The 19,778-nt window shown below is 44.2% G+C and carries 18 protein-coding genes; 2 read left to right on the plus strand and 16 right to left on the minus strand.

The window, feature by feature from the left end; genetic code table 11:
* Positions 1-30: 30 nt before the first annotated feature.
* From argH to sppA, 10 genes are all read right to left on the minus strand, one after another.
* The gene (gene argH / locus EFK13_RS14975) at positions 31-1,416 is read right to left on the minus strand and encodes an argininosuccinate lyase (RefSeq protein WP_119996065.1); all 1,386 of its coding nucleotides are present in this window, start codon (positions 1,414-1,416) and stop codon (positions 31-33) included.
* Entirely contained in the window at positions 1,413-2,624 is a 1,212-nt protein-coding gene (locus EFK13_RS14980) for an argininosuccinate synthase (RefSeq protein ID WP_103748527.1), read from the minus strand. Before EFK13_RS14980 ends, argH begins: the two co-directional genes overlap by 4 nt.
* Before the next feature lie 170 nt (positions 2,625-2,794).
* Positions 2,795-3,307, minus strand: a complete 513-nt coding sequence (locus EFK13_RS14985) for a MogA/MoaB family molybdenum cofactor biosynthesis protein (protein WP_129507921.1) — start codon at positions 3,305-3,307, stop codon at positions 2,795-2,797.
* 82 nt (positions 3,308-3,389) lie between these two features.
* On the minus strand, positions 3,390-4,577 hold the full coding sequence (locus tag EFK13_RS14990) for an acetate kinase (RefSeq protein ID WP_129507920.1): 1,188 nt from the start codon (positions 4,575-4,577) through the stop codon (positions 3,390-3,392).
* 344 nt (positions 4,578-4,921) lie between these two features.
* Positions 4,922-5,908, minus strand: coding sequence for a class I SAM-dependent methyltransferase (locus EFK13_RS14995; protein WP_129507919.1), 987 nt, complete (start codon positions 5,906-5,908; stop codon positions 4,922-4,924).
* A gap of 58 nt (positions 5,909-5,966) precedes the next feature.
* Positions 5,967-6,470, minus strand: coding sequence for a thiol peroxidase (gene tpx / locus EFK13_RS15000; protein WP_129507918.1), 504 nt, complete (start codon positions 6,468-6,470; stop codon positions 5,967-5,969).
* Positions 6,471-6,578: 108 nt separating this feature from the next.
* Entirely contained in the window at positions 6,579-7,034 is a 456-nt protein-coding gene (ytfJ, locus tag EFK13_RS15005; protein WP_003223504.1) for a GerW family sporulation protein, read from the minus strand.
* Between the two features lie 13 nt (positions 7,035-7,047).
* Positions 7,048-7,728: a DUF2953 domain-containing protein gene (locus EFK13_RS15010; RefSeq protein WP_129508057.1), complete on the minus strand. Its 681-nt coding sequence runs from the start codon at positions 7,726-7,728 to the stop codon at positions 7,048-7,050.
* Between the two features lie 74 nt (positions 7,729-7,802).
* Positions 7,803-8,300 (minus strand): RDD family protein, encoded by a 498-nt coding sequence (locus tag EFK13_RS15015; RefSeq protein WP_129507917.1) that lies wholly within the window; start codon positions 8,298-8,300, stop codon positions 7,803-7,805.
* 12 nt (positions 8,301-8,312) lie between these two features.
* A complete protein-coding gene (gene sppA, locus EFK13_RS15020; RefSeq protein ID WP_075747804.1) occupies positions 8,313-9,320 on the minus strand; it encodes a signal peptide peptidase SppA in 1,008 nt (335 codons plus the stop codon).
* A gap of 186 nt (positions 9,321-9,506) precedes the next feature.
* On the opposite strand from sppA, the gene EFK13_RS15025 reads away from it, so the two are divergent.
* Positions 9,507-10,310: an NAD kinase gene (locus EFK13_RS15025; RefSeq protein ID WP_129507916.1), complete on the plus strand. Its 804-nt coding sequence runs from the start codon at positions 9,507-9,509 to the stop codon at positions 10,308-10,310.
* Positions 10,311-10,342: 32 nt separating this feature from the next.
* On the opposite strand, the gene EFK13_RS15030 is transcribed toward EFK13_RS15025, so the two are convergent.
* The 5 genes from EFK13_RS15030 to EFK13_RS15050 all read right to left on the minus strand — a co-directional run bounded on the left by EFK13_RS15030 (position 10,343) and on the right by EFK13_RS15050 (position 16,383).
* Entirely contained in the window at positions 10,343-11,932 is a 1,590-nt protein-coding gene (locus EFK13_RS15030) for an amidohydrolase (protein ID WP_129507915.1), read from the minus strand.
* A gap of 19 nt (positions 11,933-11,951) precedes the next feature.
* Positions 11,952-13,541 (minus strand): acyl-CoA synthetase MbcS, encoded by a 1,590-nt coding sequence (gene mbcS / locus EFK13_RS15035; RefSeq protein WP_129507914.1) that lies wholly within the window; start codon positions 13,539-13,541, stop codon positions 11,952-11,954.
* Between the two features lie 179 nt (positions 13,542-13,720).
* Entirely contained in the window at positions 13,721-13,936 is a 216-nt protein-coding gene (locus tag EFK13_RS15040; protein WP_010329658.1) for an alpha/beta-type small acid-soluble spore protein, read from the minus strand.
* Between the two features lie 92 nt (positions 13,937-14,028).
* Positions 14,029-15,234, minus strand: a complete 1,206-nt coding sequence (gene thiI, locus EFK13_RS15045) for a tRNA uracil 4-sulfurtransferase ThiI (protein ID WP_129507913.1) — start codon at positions 15,232-15,234, stop codon at positions 14,029-14,031.
* Positions 15,235-15,237: 3 nt separating this feature from the next.
* Entirely contained in the window at positions 15,238-16,383 is a 1,146-nt protein-coding gene (locus EFK13_RS15050; RefSeq protein ID WP_129508056.1) for a cysteine desulfurase family protein, read from the minus strand.
* A 201-nt stretch (positions 16,384-16,584) separates the two neighbouring features.
* Between EFK13_RS15050 and brnQ the strand changes: the two genes are divergently transcribed.
* On the plus strand, positions 16,585-17,922 hold the full coding sequence (gene brnQ / locus EFK13_RS15055) for a branched-chain amino acid transport system II carrier protein (protein ID WP_129507912.1): 1,338 nt from the start codon (positions 16,585-16,587) through the stop codon (positions 17,920-17,922).
* Positions 17,923-18,026: 104 nt separating this feature from the next.
* On the opposite strand, the gene ezrA is transcribed toward brnQ, so the two are convergent.
* Entirely contained in the window at positions 18,027-19,730 is a 1,704-nt protein-coding gene (ezrA, locus tag EFK13_RS15060; protein ID WP_129507911.1) for a septation ring formation regulator EzrA, read from the minus strand.
* Positions 19,731-19,778: the final 48 nt, after the last annotated feature.

A 19,778-nucleotide genomic window follows, 5' to 3' on the forward strand; every position in this document is an offset into this window, starting at 1 on the left:
CTATAATGACGGGATTTTATGAAGGAAATTTTAACAAACTCCGGCTGCCACGCAAGCTTTCGCTTTTTCAAGCGCCTGTTCCACCTGCTTGAATCCGGTGCCTCCGGCGCTCATTCTTTTTTCCACCGCGTGGTAAGGGTCTAAGACAGTGTAAATGTCTTCTTCGAAGAGCGTGCTCGCCTGCTGAAAATCGCCAAACGGCATATCGCTTAAATAGATCCCTTTTTCAATGCATGTGTACACAAGTTTTCCAACCACTTCATGCGCTTCTCTGAACGGCATTCCTTTTTTCGCTAAATAATCGGCCAGTTCCGTCGCATTTGAAAAATCTTGTTTTGTCGCTTGCTTCATGACGTCTTTGTTCACAGTCATTGTTTGGATCATGCCTGTGAAGATTTGGAGGCTTCCCTCAACCGTTTTCACCGTGTCAAACATGCCTTCTTTGTCTTCCTGAAGGTCTTTGTTGTAGGCGAGCGGAAGGCCTTTCATAATCGTAAACAGCCCCATCATATCGCCGTAAACGCGTCCCGTTTTTCCGCGGATCAGCTCTGCCATATCAGGGTTTTTCTTTTGCGGCATCATGCTGCTTCCCGTTGCGTACGTATCGTCAAGCTCGATGAATTTAAACTCCTGGGAGCACCATAGGATGATTTCTTCTGAGAATCGGGATAAGTGCATCATCAGCATACTGCTGTTGCTTAAAAACTCCAAAATGAAATCTCTGTCGCTGACGCCGTCAAGGCTGTTTTCATAAATGGAATCAAAGCCAAGCAGTTCCGCTGAATAATCACGGTCGATTGGGAAGGTTGTTCCCGCGAGTGCGCCGCACCCAAGCGGAGATTTGTTAATCCGCTTCATTGAATCCTGAAAGCGCTCCTTGTCGCGCTCAAGCATCCAGAAATACGCAAGCAGATGGTGAGCGAATGAAATCGGCTGGGCGCGCTGCAGATGAGTGTAGCCCGGCAGAATCGTTTCGACATTCGCTTCCGCCTTTTCAATCAGCGCGCTTTGGAATGCCTCAATCAGCTCGATGATGTGACCGACATGATTTTTCAAGTATAAATGCATGTCAGTCGCCACCTGGTCATTCCGGCTTCTGCCGGTATGCAGCTTGCCGCCGAGCGGGCCGATTTCGTCAATGAGCATTTTCTCAATGTTCAAATGAATATCTTCATAATCGACTGAGAATGCCAACGCTCCCTCCTCTGCTTTTTTCAGAAGGGTATTCAGTCCCTCACGTATTTTCAGCTCTTCTTCCGCTGTCAGGATACCGCATTTTTTCAGCATGGCAGCATGTGCGAGAGACCCTGTAATGTCTTCAGTTACTAAATTTTGGTCAAATGATATGGAAGCGCCGAACTCATCGACCCATTTTTCCGGTGTTTTTTGAAACCGGCCTCCCCAAAGCTTCTTCATGCTTTAATCTGCTCCTTCTTTTTCACGATGCTGTTTACTTTTGTCGGAAGTCCCCAAAGCTCGATAAATCCGATTGCCGCATGGTGATCAAACGCATCGTCTTTTGTATATGTTGCAAGTTTTTCATCATATAGAGAGTATTCTGATTTACGTCCTTCTACAATCGCATGGCCTTTAAACAGCTTCACGCGGACAATGCCTGTGACATGCTTTTGCGTTTCTTTTAAGAAAGCGTGCAGCGCGTCTTTTAACGGTGAGAACCATAAGCCGTTGTAAATGATTTCTGACATTTTTTGCTCGATGATCGGTTTAAAGTGGGCTACCTCTTTCACCAGTGTCAAATCTTCTAATTCTTTATGCGCTTTGATCAGTGTCATCGCACCAGGGCATTCGTATACTTCCCGGGATTTAATGCCGACAAGGCGGTTTTCCACGTGGTCGATACGTCCGACACCGTGTGCGCCTGCCATTTCATTCAGCTTCAAAATCAGTTCAGAAAGCGAGTAGGATACGCCGTCAATGGAGACAGGCACACCTTGTTCAAATGCAATTTCAATCACTTCCGGCGTGTCCGGCGTTTTTTCCAGCGGAGCTGTTAAATCGTATGCGCCTTCTGGCGGAGCCGCCCATGGATCTTCTAAGATGCCGCACTCATTGGCGCGTCCCCACAGGTTTTGGTCGATAGAATACGGGCTGTCAAGATTGATCGGAATCGGAATGCCGCGGCTTGCCGCATATTCAATTTCTTCTTCACGTGACCACTGCCATTCCCGAACCGGCGCGATGACTTCAAGGTCAGGGTTTAATGATTTAATGGAAACTTCGAAACGAACCTGGTCATTTCCTTTCCCTGTACATCCGTGGGCAATCGCCTGTGCATCTTCTTTTTCCGCGATTTCAACCAGTTTTTTCGCAATCAGCGGCCGGGATAATGCTGAAACGAGCGGATATTTTCCTTCATACATCGTGTGAGCCTGCAAAGAGATTAGCGCGTAGTCCTGTGCAAATTCTTCTTTTGCATCAATCACGTAGGAGTTTGTTGCGCCGACTTCCAGCGCTTTCTGCTGAACAAATGCCAAATCTTTGCCTTCACCGACATCCAGGCAGCAGGCGATTACATTATATCCTTGCTCCTGAAGCCATTTTATTGCGACGGAAGTATCAAGACCTCCTGAATATGCTAATACGACTTTTTTCTGTTCTGCCATGATAAAAATCTCCTCTCAACCGTGTTTCTTTTTTGTATAAAAATAAATTATATTTAATAAAAATACATTTTGTATGTATACACTTTAACAAGTACTTTTCGTTTTTTCAAGCCTTTTATAAAAAAAACTCCACCTAAATTTTCTGGTGAAGTTTCGTAGTATTTATACATTTACTTGTCTTTTCTGATTTCTCTGACCACATGTGCAAGTTCGGGGATAATCAGCTTATTCATTGCCAGCTTTACCGCGCCGCTTGAGCCAGGCGTTGAGAAAACAGCTGTATGCTGGATAACGCCTGCAACGGCTCTCGACATGATTGCGGCAGAGCCGATATCCTCTGTATAACTCAGCATCCTGAATATTTCCCCAAAGCCGGGCAGCTCTTTCGAAAACAACGGCGTAATGGCTTCAATTGTGACATCCCGATTCGCTATGCCTGTCCCCCCATTTAAAAGTACCGCGTCTGTATGTTCATCCACACAGCCCGCAAGCACAGCACGCTGCAAAGCATCCTTTTCGTCTTTTACGATTTCATATGCAGCAATGTGATGACCTGCATCTTCTAAAAACGAGATCATCAGTTTGCCGCTTTTATCCGTTTCTTCGGTCCTCGTGTCACTGACTGTGATCACTTTGCACCGAACGATATTGGGAGCTTCTTGTTTATGCTCTTCTACACTCATTGGCCCACCTCTTTTGTTTTCTGTCTGTCATTATCATGCATGAACAAAAAAGCACATTCAAGAGAATGTGCTTTCATGTGATTTATTTTGCTAAACGGACAACGTCACGCGCAATCATGACTTCTTCATCAGTCGGAATGATCATGACTTTTACCGGAGAATGCGGATAGCTGATGAAAGCTTCCTCGCCGCGCACGTTATTAAGCGCAGGATCCCAGTATACGCCCATGAATTCTAAGCCGCGAAGGACGCGTTCTCTGACTTCCACACTGTTTTCACCGATACCGGCAGTAAAGATGATCGCATCAACGCCGCTCATTCTTGCAGCGTAAGAACCGATGTATTTGTGGATTCTGCTCGCGAAGACTTCAAGTGCAGTTTCCGCACGCTCATTTCCTTCTTTCGTTGCTTCAACGATGTCACGAAGATCGCTTGAGAAACCGGAGATGCCGAGCAGACCGCTTTTTTTGTTTAATGTATTCAGTACTTCGTCAGCCGTTTGGCCAGTTTTCTCCATGATGTATGGGATCAGGGCAGGGTCGATGTTTCCAGAGCGTGTACCCATTGCAACACCGGCAAGCGGCGTAAAGCCCATAGATGTATCAATTGATTTTCCGCCTTCAACAGCAGCAATACTCGCGCCGTTTCCAAGATGGCAGGAAATCAGGCGTAAGTCTTTTAACGGACGGCCGAGAAGCTCTGCCGCACGCTCAGTTACATATTTATGTGAAGTGCCATGGAATCCGTATTTACGGATGCCGAATTTTTCATAGTATTCATACGGCAGGCTGTACAGGTAAGACTGTTCAGGCATTGTTTGGTGGAATGCCGTATCAAAAACAGCAACCGCAGGAACATTTGGAAGCACTTCTTTGAATGCTTTAATTCCAACGATATTTGCCGGGTTGTGAAGCGGTGCCAATTCAGAAATATTTTCAATTTCCTTAATGGTTTCATCCGTTAATAAAACAGAATCGCTGAATTTTTCTCCGCCGTGCACGACACGGTGGCCAATTCCGTCAATTTCATTCAAATCCTTAATAATACCGAATTCCGTTAACTTATTCAGCAGCATTTTAACAGCTACCGCATGATCCGGAATATCAGTTACTTCTGTATTTTTTTCGCCGTTTACAGAAATTGTGAATACGCTGTCAGCGATACCAATTCGCTCAACTAACCCCTTCGTTAAAACGGTTTCTGAAGGCATTTCGAAAAGCTGAAATTTCAAAGACGAGCTTCCTGCGTTAATTGCAATAATTTTGGACATGATTGACGCTCCTTTATACTCTGTATCAACAACTTCGTTTTCGTACTTTTTTCCCGGTGAATATCTTCATCTTCTCCGAAAAATATCTGACTTTTCCATTTAAACATTGTCATGTCGGCATTTCAAGTCAACTTGCGTATTGATAACGCTTACAATAAGAAGTCGTTATTTTCAGACATATTACCTATCGTTTTCGTATTGACTAACGCTTACATTTTGTTGTTTTTCTTTCTGTATTTTGTGTTTCAAAGCAGGATTCAATTCGTCAGTCCGCTCTTTGCGCGCACAATAAAAACAGCTTAAGCATCCATCTTCCGACGGCTGCTTAAGCTGCTATTCGACACCTATTTTTCTTTTGTAAACCACTCATCCAATTGAGCCATCATATCAAGCATTGCCTTCTGATTGGAGAAAGACGGAAGATTCGCAAGCAGAATTTGACTCGGCGCTTTCGTCTCATCTCCTTTTTTCTGGAGCACAAGGATGCTTTTGGCATGAGCCTCGTCTTTAAAAATGGATTTTGGCAGCTGCAACAGGGCGTTAATATGAACCTTATCTTTGAAAAACTGTTTCAGCTTGTCGCTTTGGGAGCTCTCAAACAACTGATTCGGGATCATAAAAAATAAGTAGCCGCCCGGTTTGGTATGCTTGACGCTCTGTTCAATAAACAGATGATGAGCGAAGGAATGGCCTTCGTCCGCTTTGAGCTCAAACGCTTCTGCCCCTTCGTCATTCGGATAATAGCCGACCGGCAGATCGCATATGACCGTGTCAACCGGATCGATAAACAGCGGCTCAAGACTATCCTGATGAAAAAGCTCAATCTCCTTTTTCAAAAGATTCGCTTGGGCATACGCAATCTTCAGCAGCACATCATCAATTTCAATGCCATAGCTGTTCGCCGTTTTTTCAGACAGCTGGTTCAGCACGGTAAACAGAAGGTTTCCCGTTCCGACAGCCGGATCAAGAACCGTCAGTTCCTTTTTGTCCGCCATAAACTTATTCACCAAATAACTGATGAATAGCCCGATCGTGTCAGGCGTCATTTGTCTGTTCGGATGAGAGATATCCTTCAGGCCTTTCAGGACGGCAAGCTGAAAAGCTTTGCGCACCCACTCGTGCTCATACGTGCCGAATTCCGCTTTTTCAAGCAGAGCCTGAAGCTGTTTGTTTTTCTCATCAGGCAATTTCAGCTGATCCGTTTTTTCAAGAAAATACATTTCTCCCGCTTCAGCCAGTGCCTCTATATATGAAATTTTCCATTCATTCTTTATGATGATCGCGGCTTCGTCTAACAGCTCATAAACCGCACCTACATGGTCTTTTTGCATATGTGTTCCTCCTTGCCATAAAAAAAGCTCCGGCGGCAGCCTGGAGCTTTTTCCCTGCTTACTTCACTAATGCTTTGGCAGCCTCGATTGGCTTTTCATAGTTCGGGTGGTTTGTTGCTTCGCTTACATATTCAGCGTAAACGACTTTTCCGTTCTCATCAAGGACAAATACGGAACGCGCAAGCAAACGAAGTTCTTTAATATACACACCGAACGCTTCGCCAAATGACATATCTCTGTGGTCAGACAGTGTTTCCACTTTGTCAATTCCGTTAGCGCCGCACCAGCGAGCTTGTGCAAATGGAAGGTCTGCACTGATTGTGTAGACGTTGACATCTCCAAGCTTTGCAGCTTCTTCGTTAAAACGGCGTGTTTGCGCATCACAAACACCTGTATCAATTGAAGGGATAACAGAAATAATCGTTACCTTTCCTTTCATATCAGCTAACGATTTTTCTTCAAGGCTGTTAGTCAGCACTGTGAAATCAGGAGCTTGATCTCCTATTTTCACTTCTTGTCCGACAAGTGTAACCGGACCGCCTTTAAATGTAATTTCAGCCATTATAATTCCTCCCTTTTGTATGTATGTCTCTATCATAGTAAAGTTTTTTGCAAACTGCAAAGTTTATGCCAAAAAAAAGTTAACTGCGGCCGGCGCAGTTAACCTTCTTTAGTAATTCATATTGTTCATTTGGTTTTGATTTTGGCCTTGGCCTTGGTTCTTATTATTTTTCTTGAACATTTGCTGGATGCGTTCAAGTGTTTGAGGGGCTGCGTCTAAAATTTTCTCAATTAAATGGGTGTTTTCATCTAAATGAAGCATTCTGATGCCGGTCGATCCGACAATTAAAAACGCGATCGGCGTAATGGACACACCGCCCCCGCTTCCGCCTCCGAAAGGAAGTTTTTGTTCTCTTGTCTCATCGTCTTCCGATTTCTTTTCTGCCGGTTTCCCGCCAAACTCGCTTCCGCCCGCGGCGAATCCGAATCCAACTTTAGAAACAGTCAAAATCACGCTTCCATCCGGCGTTTCAACCGGATCTCCGATGATGGTGTTAACATCAATCATTTCCTTCAAGTTTTCCATAGCGGTTTTCATTAAACCTTGGATGGGATGGTCTGCCATATACGCTTCCTCCTTAAACTGATGAATCATTCTTTGAAGTCATTCGAGCCGACGGATTCTTCTTTAATACGGATAGCTCCCGGCCGTATTTGACGAATTTGAAAGCTGCAAGCATAGCATGTCCAAAGCGAAAAAAGAATATACACTGGAAATGGGTCTTGGAAACAGGGACTTGAAATGATGGGATCACTTCATAGACGGGTTTGTTCACAAAGTCCAGATGATCGTAAAGCATCGCGGCGATACCGCCTTTCACACCCCATACAGCACCTGTTAACACACCTGTTACTGCCGCGTCCTGAATTCCGACAACTGTAACCCATTCGAGTTTTGTGATATGTAAATGCGCCAGAAAAGACGCGCTGATTTTGCGTAATCTGGTGACCTGATGTAAAATCATTTCAATTTTATTAATGCTTTGCTGTACATCACCTTGCGTAATTTTCTTCTTTTTACTGCTTTTTTTCATTTTGGATTCCGTTTTTTGTTTGATATCCACAGTTCCATCATCTTTGTTCAACTTAATCGTCGGGATTGTTTTTTTGATCCGTATGAGGCCAAACAGCGTTGTGATCTTCAAAGTCAATTTGTCATTATCATCGGCATGAAGATACTCCATCGCGACATGGATCTTCATTCTGAAAAGCAGTACGATCCCTATGAGAATAAGAATGGCTGTCAGCACATATACCATATTCTTCACTTCCTCTAAGAGCATTATCGCCAATTCAGAAAAAAATAAACCCGGACGAGGTCCGGGTTTATCAGTTATTTACGGTATAATTTTTCATGCACCACAGTCGTATCCGCAATGTAATCATGAATCCCCTGCTTTGTGGGCGAAAAAGCAACGACGATATATAAAATCCAAATCTTATCAATATACCGTCCGACTACTTCTCGAAAAATCACTGTGCTCCATGTCAGCTTGCGATCCGGTTTCACAGAAACCACTTTGAGGCCGAACACCATTTTTCCAAGTGTCTGCCTGAAGAACTTTGTCATTAAGGCAAAGTAGGCAAGATAAACAACAAGCGTTGTCACACTGTAGGCCGAGAAGGTAAACATGCCGGATGTCTTCGGCAGATCCAATACGGTAAAGAGGGGAGAAACAAGTACATGGTTTAATCCCCATACAACGAGCCAATCAAGCAGGAAAGCCCAGAAACGAACCCAAAAGCCGGCATAGGCGTGTGTCAGCCGCTCCGCTTCTTCTTGCGGGCCTTTGATGTCATTTCGCTCTAACTCTTCAAATGTCGCATCCATTATTGATCCCTCCTACTTCGCATAGAGATACATCATTCTCGGCGAACCGGATTGTGAAAGAATTTCTCTCATATTCAGAAAATCAATTTCACTTTTAAACATTTTGTTCGCGCCCATGGAAAACAGCGAGCCTAATCCGAAGCTTTCCTCATAAGAAATGACAGAGGCATTTTTTAAATCCTTATGATCCTTTTTCATCGCTGAAATGGTATCGTCATAAAAACCAAGCTCATCAACGAGTTTTAGCTTTTTCGCCTGCCGTCCGTCATACACGCGCCCATCCGCAATTTTCTTTACCTCTGCTTTTGACATGCCGCGGCCCTCGGAAATGACATCAACAAAGCCTTCATACGAATTATCAACCATGGATTGCATGATGTTCTTTTCTTCTTTCGTCATCTCACGGGAAGGAGACATAATATCCTTATGGGCACCGCTCTTAATTGTTTCAAAAGAAATGCCGAGCTTATCAGCAAGCTTTGAATAATTGACGCTTTCCATAATGACGCCGAGTGACCCGGTCAGGGTTTCCGGCGTTGCAAAAATTTTATCAGCGGCTGTTGAGATGTAATAGCCGCCGGATGCTGCCATCGATCCCATCGACACATAAATCGGTTTTTTTGTTTCTTTCTTGATTTCTTCCAGCTTCTTATGTATTTCAGCACTTTCATATACTCCGCCGCCCGGAGAATTCACCTTCAGAACGATGCCTTTGACCGTTTTGTCCTCTTTTGCACGCTCAAGGTTTTTTAAGAACGTTCTGTGGTTATATCCGTCTGAACCGAGCAGACTGCTTGAATCTCCATTATCCTGAATGGTGCCGCTGACCTCCAATACGGCAATTTTACTTGAGAGACTGCCGTTTTCCAGCGTCTTTTCCTGCGATTCATCCGTCAGTGATGTGAGATCCGTTTGAGCGCCTTTGACGCTTTCAAAGAAACTCATTGAGATGCTGACGATGATGGACACGCCGAAAATCCCCAGCGCAATCACTAATGCGATCCATCTTTTTGCATTCATTTTTTTCTCCTCCTTTTTCCCAAACTCTCTCATTATACGATTCAATATGAAAAATGTTTCATTTGATGAGAAAGCTCCGGCTTAACGGGCTGCCGGCAAACGTGGTACACTTATGGCCAAAGGTATTTTATCACAAATACTGGATGGCAGAAAAACTTAAATATGACAGCAAAGGGGAAATGGGATATGACCGATCAACGCCGTAATGTTTATTTTTTTCACAAACAGGACCAGAAAACAAACGAACAAGCCAGCTCTTTAACCCAATTGGCTGAAGAGCATGGATTTACGGTTGTCAATCAGCACTCAGATGCCAATATTATCGCAAGCATTGGCGGGGACGGCACATTTTTGCAGGCAGTCAGAAAAACGAATTTCCGTGACGACTGCTTGTACGTCGGCATTGCCAAAAAGGGGAAAGCTCATTTATATTGCGACTTTCATAGTGATGAGCGAGAAAAAATGGTCGATGCGATGACGTTTGAACAAATTGAAGTCAGAAAATATCCGCTGATTGAAGTGACAGTGGATAACGCCAGTCCTTTCCATTGCTTGAACGAGGTTTCCATCCGTTCAAGCATTATTAAAACCTTTGTGATGGACGTGCTGATTGACGACCTGCACTTTGAAACGTTTAGAGGGGACGGCATGATTATCTCAACCCCTACAGGCAGCACCGCATATAACAAGTCTGTTGCAGGAGCGGTTGTTGATCCGCTGCTGCCATGCATGCAGGTTTCTGAGCTTGCATCCCTTAACAATAACACCTACCGGACACTCGGCTCGCCATTTGTCCTCAGCTCTGACCGAAAGCTGACCCTTCGTGTGGTGCAAGACGGAAATGAGCACCCAATCATCGGCTTGGACAATGAAGCACTCAGCACGAGAAATGTTAAAACGATTGAAATTAAATTGTCTGAAAAGAAAATCAAAACAGTCAAACTAAAGGACAATTCATTTTGGGAGAAAGTGAAGCGCACTTTTTTATAGAAAATGAAAAGGACAGGCTGCCGCCTGTCCTTTTATTCATTTTCATATACAATCTGGCCGTTAATCACGGTTTTTTTAATGCCCAAAAGATGAAGCTGTGCAGGGTCAATTGTAAACGGATCCTCGCTGAGAACCGTAAAATCCGCGTCATATCCTTCAGCGATTTTTCCGCGTGACTTCTCTTTATAAATGATCCCGGCGCTTCCTTCTGTATAAAGCTTAATGGCTTCAAATACTGTTAAACATTCGCTTTCATTATAGCTTGGCCCGTTCTGTTCATGGCTGCTTTTCCGGAGCACCGCGGACTGGATGCCAAGAAGCGGGTCAACAGGCTCAATCGGGGCGTCTGAGCCGCCCGCGCATAAAATGCCCTTAGACTTGAGCGTTTTCCACGCAAAGGCTGTGTTCATCCGGTCTTTTCCGAGACGGTCAATGACCCACGGAAAATCGCTGGCGACGAAATGCGGCTGAAGATCAAGTGCGATCGGCATGCGTGCCGCTTTTTCAATTAATTCGTCATTCAGCACTTGTGCATGAATCAGCCGATCATGCCGGCCGTTTTTAGGCGGGTGCTTTTCTATTGCGTTCAGCACTTTTTCAAAAGCAAGATCGCCGATTGCGTGAACCGCAACCTCCATGCCTTTATCTCTCGCTTTTTGAATGAGCCGTCCAAGAGTTTCATCATCATGAACCTGAACACCATTAGTGGATGGATCATCATGATATGGTTCTTTCAATAAAGCCGTTCTCCCGCCAAGCGCCCCATCCGCAAAGATTTTCATCGCACCAAACTCCACATACGGACCGGACGGCTTCTCCAGCTGCTCCCATCGATCAACCGCTTCGTGATGAACGAGCAAATGGCAGCGGAACGGATACTTTCCGCTGGCGGCAGCTTTCTCATAAGCATTCAGCGGCACCGAAGCATCTCCATAATAGGACAAGTCTTCGGAATGTCCGCCTGTCAGGCCTTTTGACCAGCAGTCCTCTATTGCAGCCGTAAGCGCCTTATCAACATAGTGCTGGGAGACTGGCGGGAGAGCCTTTAGGATCAAATCCTGCGCCTTATCAAACAGAAGCCCGGTCGGCTCACCACTTCCATCTTTTACAATGACTCCGCCGTCAGGGTCAGGAGTGTTTCTTGAAATCCCTGCCGCTTGAAGAGCCGCAGAATTGACGGCTATCGCATGACGGCATATTCGCTTGAGCAAGACGGGCCTGTTCGGAAATAAGTGATCTAAATCATGCTTATTCAAATAGTCCGGTGTCTCAAACTGATTTTCATTCCAGCCCTCTCCAATGAGCCAATCTCCCTCAGGAAGCTGCCGCTCTCTTTCCATCGCAGCCTGCAAGATAGCTTCTTTAGAAGTCAATGCAGACAGATCGAGCTGAAGCTGTTTTTCGCCGTGGCCGATCAAATGTAAATGGCTGTCGACAAATCCGGGAAACATTACTGCTCCGTTCAAGTTGATTTCTTCTATTTCCGGGAACCCGTACTTTTTCTTCAAGCATTCATAGCTGCCGGTGCCTTTTATGACACCATCCTCAACATAAACTGCCTCTGTCCGATCGCCTTCTTCGAGCATCGTATAAATGAAACCGCCGTGCCATATCGCCTTCATTCACGTTCACTCTCTTTCTTTACGCCTTTTTATTGGCTTTGAGCTGTTCTTCACGTCTTCTTAATTCCACTCGTCTGATTTTGGCAGAAGCCGTTTTCGGGAGGCTTTCCACAAATTCAATCTCTCTAGGATATTTGTATGGAGCGGTAATGGTCTTCACATGATTTTGCAGCATTTTGACAAGCTCATCACTGCGTTTTTCATGATCTTGCAGGACAACATACGCCTTAACGATGGAGCCTCTGATTTCATCAGGGCTTGCGACAACAGCACATTCTTTTACTTCTGGGTGCTTAACGAGCGCGTCTTCCACTTCGAATGGCCCGATCGTGTAGCCGGAGCTGATAATGATGTCGTCATTTCGGCTTTCAAACCAGAAGTAACCTTCCTCATCTTTTTTTGCTCTGTCTCCTGTCAGAAAATAATCGCCGCGAATTTGTGTTTTCATTCTTTCCGGATCTTTGTAATATTCTTTAAAGAGCGCCGGCGTGCTGAGGTGAACAGCGATATCGCCAACCTCACCAGGTTTGCAAATTTCACCGTCTTCATTTATGATTTCCACTTGATTTCCCGGTGTCGGTTTTCCCATGCTTCCCGGTTTAATATCCGTATCTTTCAAGACACCGACTAAAAGCGTGCTTTCTGTTTGGCCATATCCATCCCGCACCTTAATGCCGAAGTGCTTTTGGAAAACATCAATGACTTCACGGTTAAGCGGTTCGCCTGCGGAAACGGCGCTGTGCAGGGCAGAAAGATCATAGCGGTCTAAGCCTTCGACCTTCGCCATTAAGCGGTATTCCGTCGGAGTACAGCAGAAGACATTGATTTTGTAGCGGTTTAAAAGCTCTAAATATTTTTCTGCTTTGAATCTGCCATGGTACACAAAACCCGTTGCTCCGCTTCCGAGCACCGCTAAAAACGGGCTCCACACCCACTTTTGCCATCCTGGGGCAGCAGTCGCCCAGACGATATCCTTTTCAGAAATATCAAGCCAAGCGCCGGCAGATGTTTTTAAATGAGCAAATGCCCAACCGTGTGTATGTACAACACCTTTAGGCTGACCTGTTGTTCCGGATGTGTAAGATAGGAAAGCCATATCTTCTCTTGTTGTGTCAGCTGTTTTGAATTGGCTTCCATCCGCTTCAATCGATAATAGATTTTGCCAGCCTGCATCGTTTTCGCCAATAGACAGCTTTATCAATTTGTCAGCCATACTGACATCACGGAAAGCGCCGATAAATGCAGAATAGACGATGGCGCCTTTCACTTCTGCATGTTCAATACGATATTCAAGATCTTTGGCACGAAGCATTTCTGAGCATGGAATGACAACCATTCCTGATTTCAGGATAGCCAAATAAACAGCATAGGCTTCAAGCACCCGCGGAACCATTACAATCAGCTTGTCTCCCTTTTTAAATCCAAGGTCAGCCAAAGCCGCTCCGATTTTATTTGTTTCTTCCATCAGCTTTTCATAAGACCAAGATGCTTGCTTGCCAGACTCATCCTCCCACAAAAGGGCGGTTTTTTGTCCAGCGGCACTGAACTTTTCCATTTCATTCACTAAATTATATTGCATAGGGGCAATTAAATCTTCTCGTTTTAACACGAACAACTCCTCACTTTCTCCACCCATTATACATAAATACAGGCTCTTTCCGTAAGGATATGCCTAAAAACAACCTCTGTAAACATAGGTTTTTATAGGCCGCTGGTCCTTTTTTATATGTAAAAAACGAAAAAGAGTGGGGATACCCCCACTCCTAAGCCATTATTTGAAATTGTAAATTAGAATTGTCCTCCGCCCATGTTTTGTTGAGCAAAAGATACAAGACGTTTTGTGATCTCTCCTCCAACAGAACCGTTAGCGCGAGAAGTTGTGTCTGCTCCAAGGTTTACACCGAATTCAGAAGCGATTTCTAATTTCATTTGGTCGATTGCTTGAGCAGCTCCTGGTACTAGAAGTTGGTTACTGCTGTTACCGTTTTGACTGTTTTGTGCCATGTGTCTCACCTCCTTGTGAGTATAGAATGTGTTAAAACACATGGCTTCATTCAGAAAAACTTTGGTAATTGTATACAGGAGCTGAATCTGGTTTAAAAGAGTTCCGCGAATTTATCGTTTGCTTCTTGTTCACTATACAGCGTCATGGTTTCAATGTTATCAACCGCTTCTTGAATATACGGCTCAAAATCAACAAAGCTTTCAAAGTGTTCGATTTTTTCTTTTTTAGGGCGTGTTTTCGGACTTGGCGGCGTAAAGATCGTGCAGCAGTCTTCAAACGGCTGAATGCTTGTCTCATATGTGCCGATTTCCCGTGATTTTTCGATGATGTCTGTTTTATCCATACCGATTAACGGACGCAAAATCGGTGTTGATGTCACCGCATTAATCGCATACATGCTTTCAAGTGTTTGGCTCGCTACCTGACCGAGACTTTCCCCCGTAATGATGGCAAGCCCGTTTCTCTTTTCTCTGATTCTGTCGGCAATTTGAAGCATGAGGCGTCGGGTTGCCGTCATTGTGTAGTTTTCAGGTATTTGTTTTTGGATGAGCTCTTGCGTTTTTGTAAACGGTACGATATGAAGCGTCATGCTCCCCCCAAAATGGGACAGGCATTTTGCCAGATCCATTACCTTTTGTTTTGCGCGCTCACTTGTGTATGGCGGGCTGAAGAAATGGACAGCTTCTACCGACAATCCCCGTTTCATCGCATAAAAACCCGCCACAGGGCTGTCAAAGCCTCCGGAAAGCATCAGCATCGCTTTGCCTGCTGAACCAACCGGCAGGCCGCCTGCACCTTTTTCATCGCGAATCGTCAAAAAGGTCGCTTCCTCCCTGATTTCGATTCTGAGCGGGATGTCAGGGTTGCGGACATCGACCGTCAATCCTTCTGTATGCCGCAAAATATGGCCGCCGATTTCAGCGTTCATTTGATTTGTATCTAATTCAAATTGTTTATACGCTCTCTTCGTCACGACTTTAAACGTATCACCAGGCTGATACTGGTCCTCGATAGCCTGCAGAGCAGTAGCTTTAATATCGTCCAGGCGGCTGTCACACTTAATCGCCAGGCTAAAGCTTTGAATGCCAAATACCTGCTTCAAATGAGGGAAAAGAGCCTCTGGATCTTCTCCATTTAATGTAATCGTCATGCGGTCCCGATTGGAAAAGTATTTTAAGTTCGGATAGTCTTTCAAAACGAGTCTGACGTTTTGCTTTAAGCGCTCAATAAAGCTTTTTCTGTTTTTGCCTTTGGTCGATATCTCCCCAAAACGAATTAATATATGATCGTAATTCATGTTCTACCTCATCATTTTCTTTAATTTTTTGATGCCGGGGACAAGCGCGTTCATAAACGGGTCTGCCACTTCGCTTGTCTGGCTGTAATTTAAGCTGATTCTGATGCTGCTTCCGGCAATTTGCTCTCCCTTGCCCATCTGCAAAAGAACTTGGCTGGGCTTATGCTCTTTTGCCGAGCAGGCTGATGTCGTTGAGACGAATATATTCTGTTCCTCAAGCATGTGTAATAGCACTTCTGCTTTAATCCCTGGGACAGAGAAATTAATAATGTGCGGCGCAGAATTGATTTGAGGCGTGTTGACAACGACGCCTTCGGTTTCACTCAGTCTTTTTATAAACAATTCCTTTGCGGCAGCCATCGTGTCAAGCCTTGTTTCAAAATCAGCAGCGGCAAGATTAATGGCTTTGGCAAGCGAAACCGCACCCGCAGTATGCTCCGTTCCGGCCCGAATGCCTTTTTGCTGAGAGCCCCCCGTTATCAGCGGAATAAGGCGTGTTCCTTCTTTTACGATAAGCGCGCCTGTCCCCTTCAAGCCGTGAAATTTATGTCCGGAAATCGAACAAAGGTCAATGCCGGCTTTTTCAATCGCCAAGGGCACTTTATAGATGCCCTGCACATAATCGACGTGAAATAAAATGTTCGGGTGCTCTTTCAGCACTTCCCCTGCCTCTTCAATGGGCTGGACGGAACCGACTTCATTATTCACATGCATCATGCTGACAAGCACAGTATCAGGACGGATGGCTTGTTTCAGTTCTTCTATTGAAACAAATCCGTCTTCATTTACTGAAAGATAAGTGATGTCAAATCCGAATAACTCAGTCAGCTGTTCTAACGATTCCGTAACAGACGGATGTTCGATAGAAGTGGCAATGATATGTTTGCCTGCTTTTATTTTTGACAAAGCGGCCCCTTTTAAAGCCAAATTATTAGCTTCTGTAGCGCCTGACGTAAATACAATATCATATTTTTTTAGGCCTAAGGACCTTTTCATTTGATTTTTGGCTGCCTGAAGTAGCTGTTCCGTTTCGGCTCCATATCGGTGCAAAGATGAAGGATTGCCGAAATATCGGCTGCTTGTCTGTTCATATGTGTTCAAGACTTCATCGTAAGGTTTCGTCGTTGAACTATTGTCTAAATATAACATCATTTTACTCCTTTAATATGAAAGCGATACAAAACTAATTTTATATGTTACCATAACAAATTACTGTTGAAAAAGTAAATAAAATTACTATTGACTTCTTCATACATTCACCTATAATTAGATTTGTTACTTTCGTCATATTATCTGACAATTAATTGACAGAATATTCTACCATAGTGAAATTAGGAGGATTTATACATTATGAAATCATCACTATCAGCCAAGGAAACGATCGCGATCGGGCTTATGCTCTTTGCTTTATTCTTTGGCGCAGGAAATATGATATTTCCGCCGGAACTTGGACAAGCAGCCGGGGAAAATGTTTGGAAAGCGATGACCGGCTTTCTCGTGACGGGTGTCGGCCTGCCGCTTTTAGGTGTTGTAGCCGTCGCTTTAACAGGGACGGATGCCAAAGGCCTTGCTGATAAAGCACATCCGGTCTTTGGAACAATTTTTACAGTCGTTCTTTATTTAACAATCGGACCGCTGTTCGCGATTCCGCGAACAGGCACAGTATCTTATGAAATTGCCGCTGTACCGTTTGTAAGCGGGATACCTTCTTGGCTCGCACTGCTTGTTTTCACATTTATTTTTTTCGCTATTACGTACTATCTGGCTTTAAATCCTACAAAGCTTGTTGACCGTATTGGAAAAGTTTTAACACCTATTTTGCTTGCTGTTATTGCTATATTAGTCATCAAAAGCATCGTAACGCCGATGGGAGACATTCGGTCGCCGCTTGAAGCGTATGCTTCCGGATCAGTGTTTAAAGGATTTTTAGAAGGCTATAAAACAATGGATGCACTTGCTTCTATCGTGTTCGGAATTGTCGTTGTCAATGCTGTTAAGGACAGAGGCATCACCAGCCGTAAATCAGTTGCTTCTGTATGTATTAAAGCGGGACTTGTTGCAGCAGCGGGACTCGGTCTGGTTTACGTCTCACTCGCCTATTTAGGAGCAACAAGCACAGATTCTGTAGGACTCCTTGGTGCAGGAAGCAAAATTTTATCAGAATCTTCACAGCACCTGTTCGGATCATTAGGAAATATCATTTTAGGCGTCGCTATCCTATTCGCATGCTTGACGACAAGCATTGGCCTTGTCTCTTCATGCGGAAATTATTTCTCAAAGCTGATTCCTTCTTTATCTTATAAAGCCGTTGTAACGATTGTCACTGTGTTCAGCTTTGTTATTTCTAACTTTGGGCTGTCAAATATCATTTTGTTCTCAGTTCCTATTTTATCAGCTATTTATCCGTTAGCAATTGTTATCATTCTGCTTTCATTTATTGAAAAATCATTTAAAGGCAGACGTGAAGTATATATTCTCTGTTTGATCGCAACTGGTATTTTTAGTATTATCGATGGCCTGAACGCCGCAAGCATTCCGCTTGGTTCTTTAAATAAAGTTCTCGGTCAGTCACTCCCGCTTTACAGCTTAGGATTTGGCTGGGTCATCCCCGCCATCATTGGAGGCATTGCCGGTTATCTGATTTCTCTTGTTACCGGTTCAAATAAAAAACCAGCTAATATCAACTAGTAAAAACAAAAAAGCCTTATTGGATCCACATCCAATAAGGCTTTTTTATATTCTGAATACATATAAAAAGCCGAGCATGTATGCGTCGGCCTTTTATATACACTTTATTGATATTGATGCTCTTTTGTTTTTTGCGATTCTATTTTTTGGACAGCACCTGGTGCGGCTTTTTCAACTGCGGCTGCCGCTATTTCATACGCTTCACTGTAATCATATTCATAAAATCGTCTTTCCGCTTCTTTCAGCTGTTCAGATAAAATATGATTCTGGCTTCTGAACCGGTTTCCGAACTGAATGATTTTTTCAATGAGGACAACCTGCTCGATAAGCTCCTCTGATTCCCGGCTTGCCCTGTTGACGATATCTTCTGCTTGCTTCAAATGGGCTCCGGCTTCTTCCATATTTAATGGAAGTTCGTTTAGTTGTGTGACTGTTTCTTGAATATGATGGTGCGCGTTTTCCAGCATCTCTTGAATATGGCTCGGAATGCCTGGAATGTTGCTTGTCTTCAGCAGTCTTGCTGTCTCAGAAATTGTTTTTTTCAAATTGCTGAGCGTCTCTCTCGCCTGAAGCTCTTCTTTTCTCAGCGCTTGCAGCTTTTCACGAAATTCGTCATGCTCTTTTTTGACTTCTTCAATCTGTTTCTCTACTGAAGCAACTTCTTCTACTAAAAGTGAGTAGGCGACGTGCTCTGCATCAAGCTTATCTTTAACGGATGAGAGCAGCTTGCCAATTTCATCAAGGCGTTTTTCAAATGCCTGCTGTTTGCCTAGCTCGCCAGCTGTCAGCCTGTAGCTTTCCTTGACCAGCTCAGTTTCCGCCTTTGTATGCTCTTTCTCTTCTTTCAGCTTCTCATAAGCAATGATCAATTCAGGCATTTTGCTTAGCACAGATTGGCCGGCTTCAACTTCGCCCTCCAGCTGCTGATAAACAGATTGAATATTTTCGTCGATAAGCTGCAGGATTGCGGACGCTTCATCAATATCCAGCTCAGTCATCAAGACATGCTCCACCCGTTTCAACTGATTTGACAGATTTTCTAATTCCTTATCTAGCTGGATATGCTCAAGCTTATATCCTTTCTCTTTCATTTCGCGATAGCCGTCCTTGAGCTTTGCAATCTGGCCGGGCACCGTCTGCTTGCAGTCTGCTAACAGCTTCGGCACGTCATCTATATATGACTGAAGCCGATCAAGATTCCGCTCCTGCTCAAGCAGCACTTTTCGTGCGGTAATATAGTTTCCGCCTTCTGTTTCTTCTTCATATTGTTTGATTCCGCTCCAAATTTCGTCAAGATCCTTTTCAAGACTGTCATAAAGCTCTCCGTAAAGGTGGCTGTATGCCAGCAGGTTTTTTCGCGATTTGGAATAACGCTCTCTCACCTGTTCAATCTCTTCACGGCTCTTTTCCTCACTAGTGACGAGATCGCTGATTTCCCGAAGAATCTTTTCAATGCTCGATTCCGCCGCTGTCAGCAGGTCGTCAATATGAACGAGCACTTGATTGGCCTTCTTAAACCGGTATTTGTCTGCATTTTCCTCGGCATCATAAAGGAGCTCTTCAACTTTCGGCATGTGGGCAGTGACAATCTCATCCCATTCTTCACGCCACTTCTCAAAGAACTCTTCTGTCTGACCCGTCATTTTTAAATGTTTAATTTTGGACATTTCTTCCACAATCGACCGGTTTAGAATTTCGATTTTCCACGATTCCAGCCGGTCGATTTCGGCGTAGATTTTTTTCCTGAAAAAGTAGCCTGCCGCAAACAGCGCAAGCAGTACAATTAATAATCCAATGACAAACTCCATAATGAGCCCCCTTGCTGTTAACCTTAATCTGTCAGGGTGTTTTATTTA

Origin of the sequence: Bacillus cabrialesii (genome assembly GCF_004124315.2) — a bacterium.
GTDB lineage: Bacteria > Bacillota > Bacilli > Bacillales > Bacillaceae > Bacillus > Bacillus cabrialesii.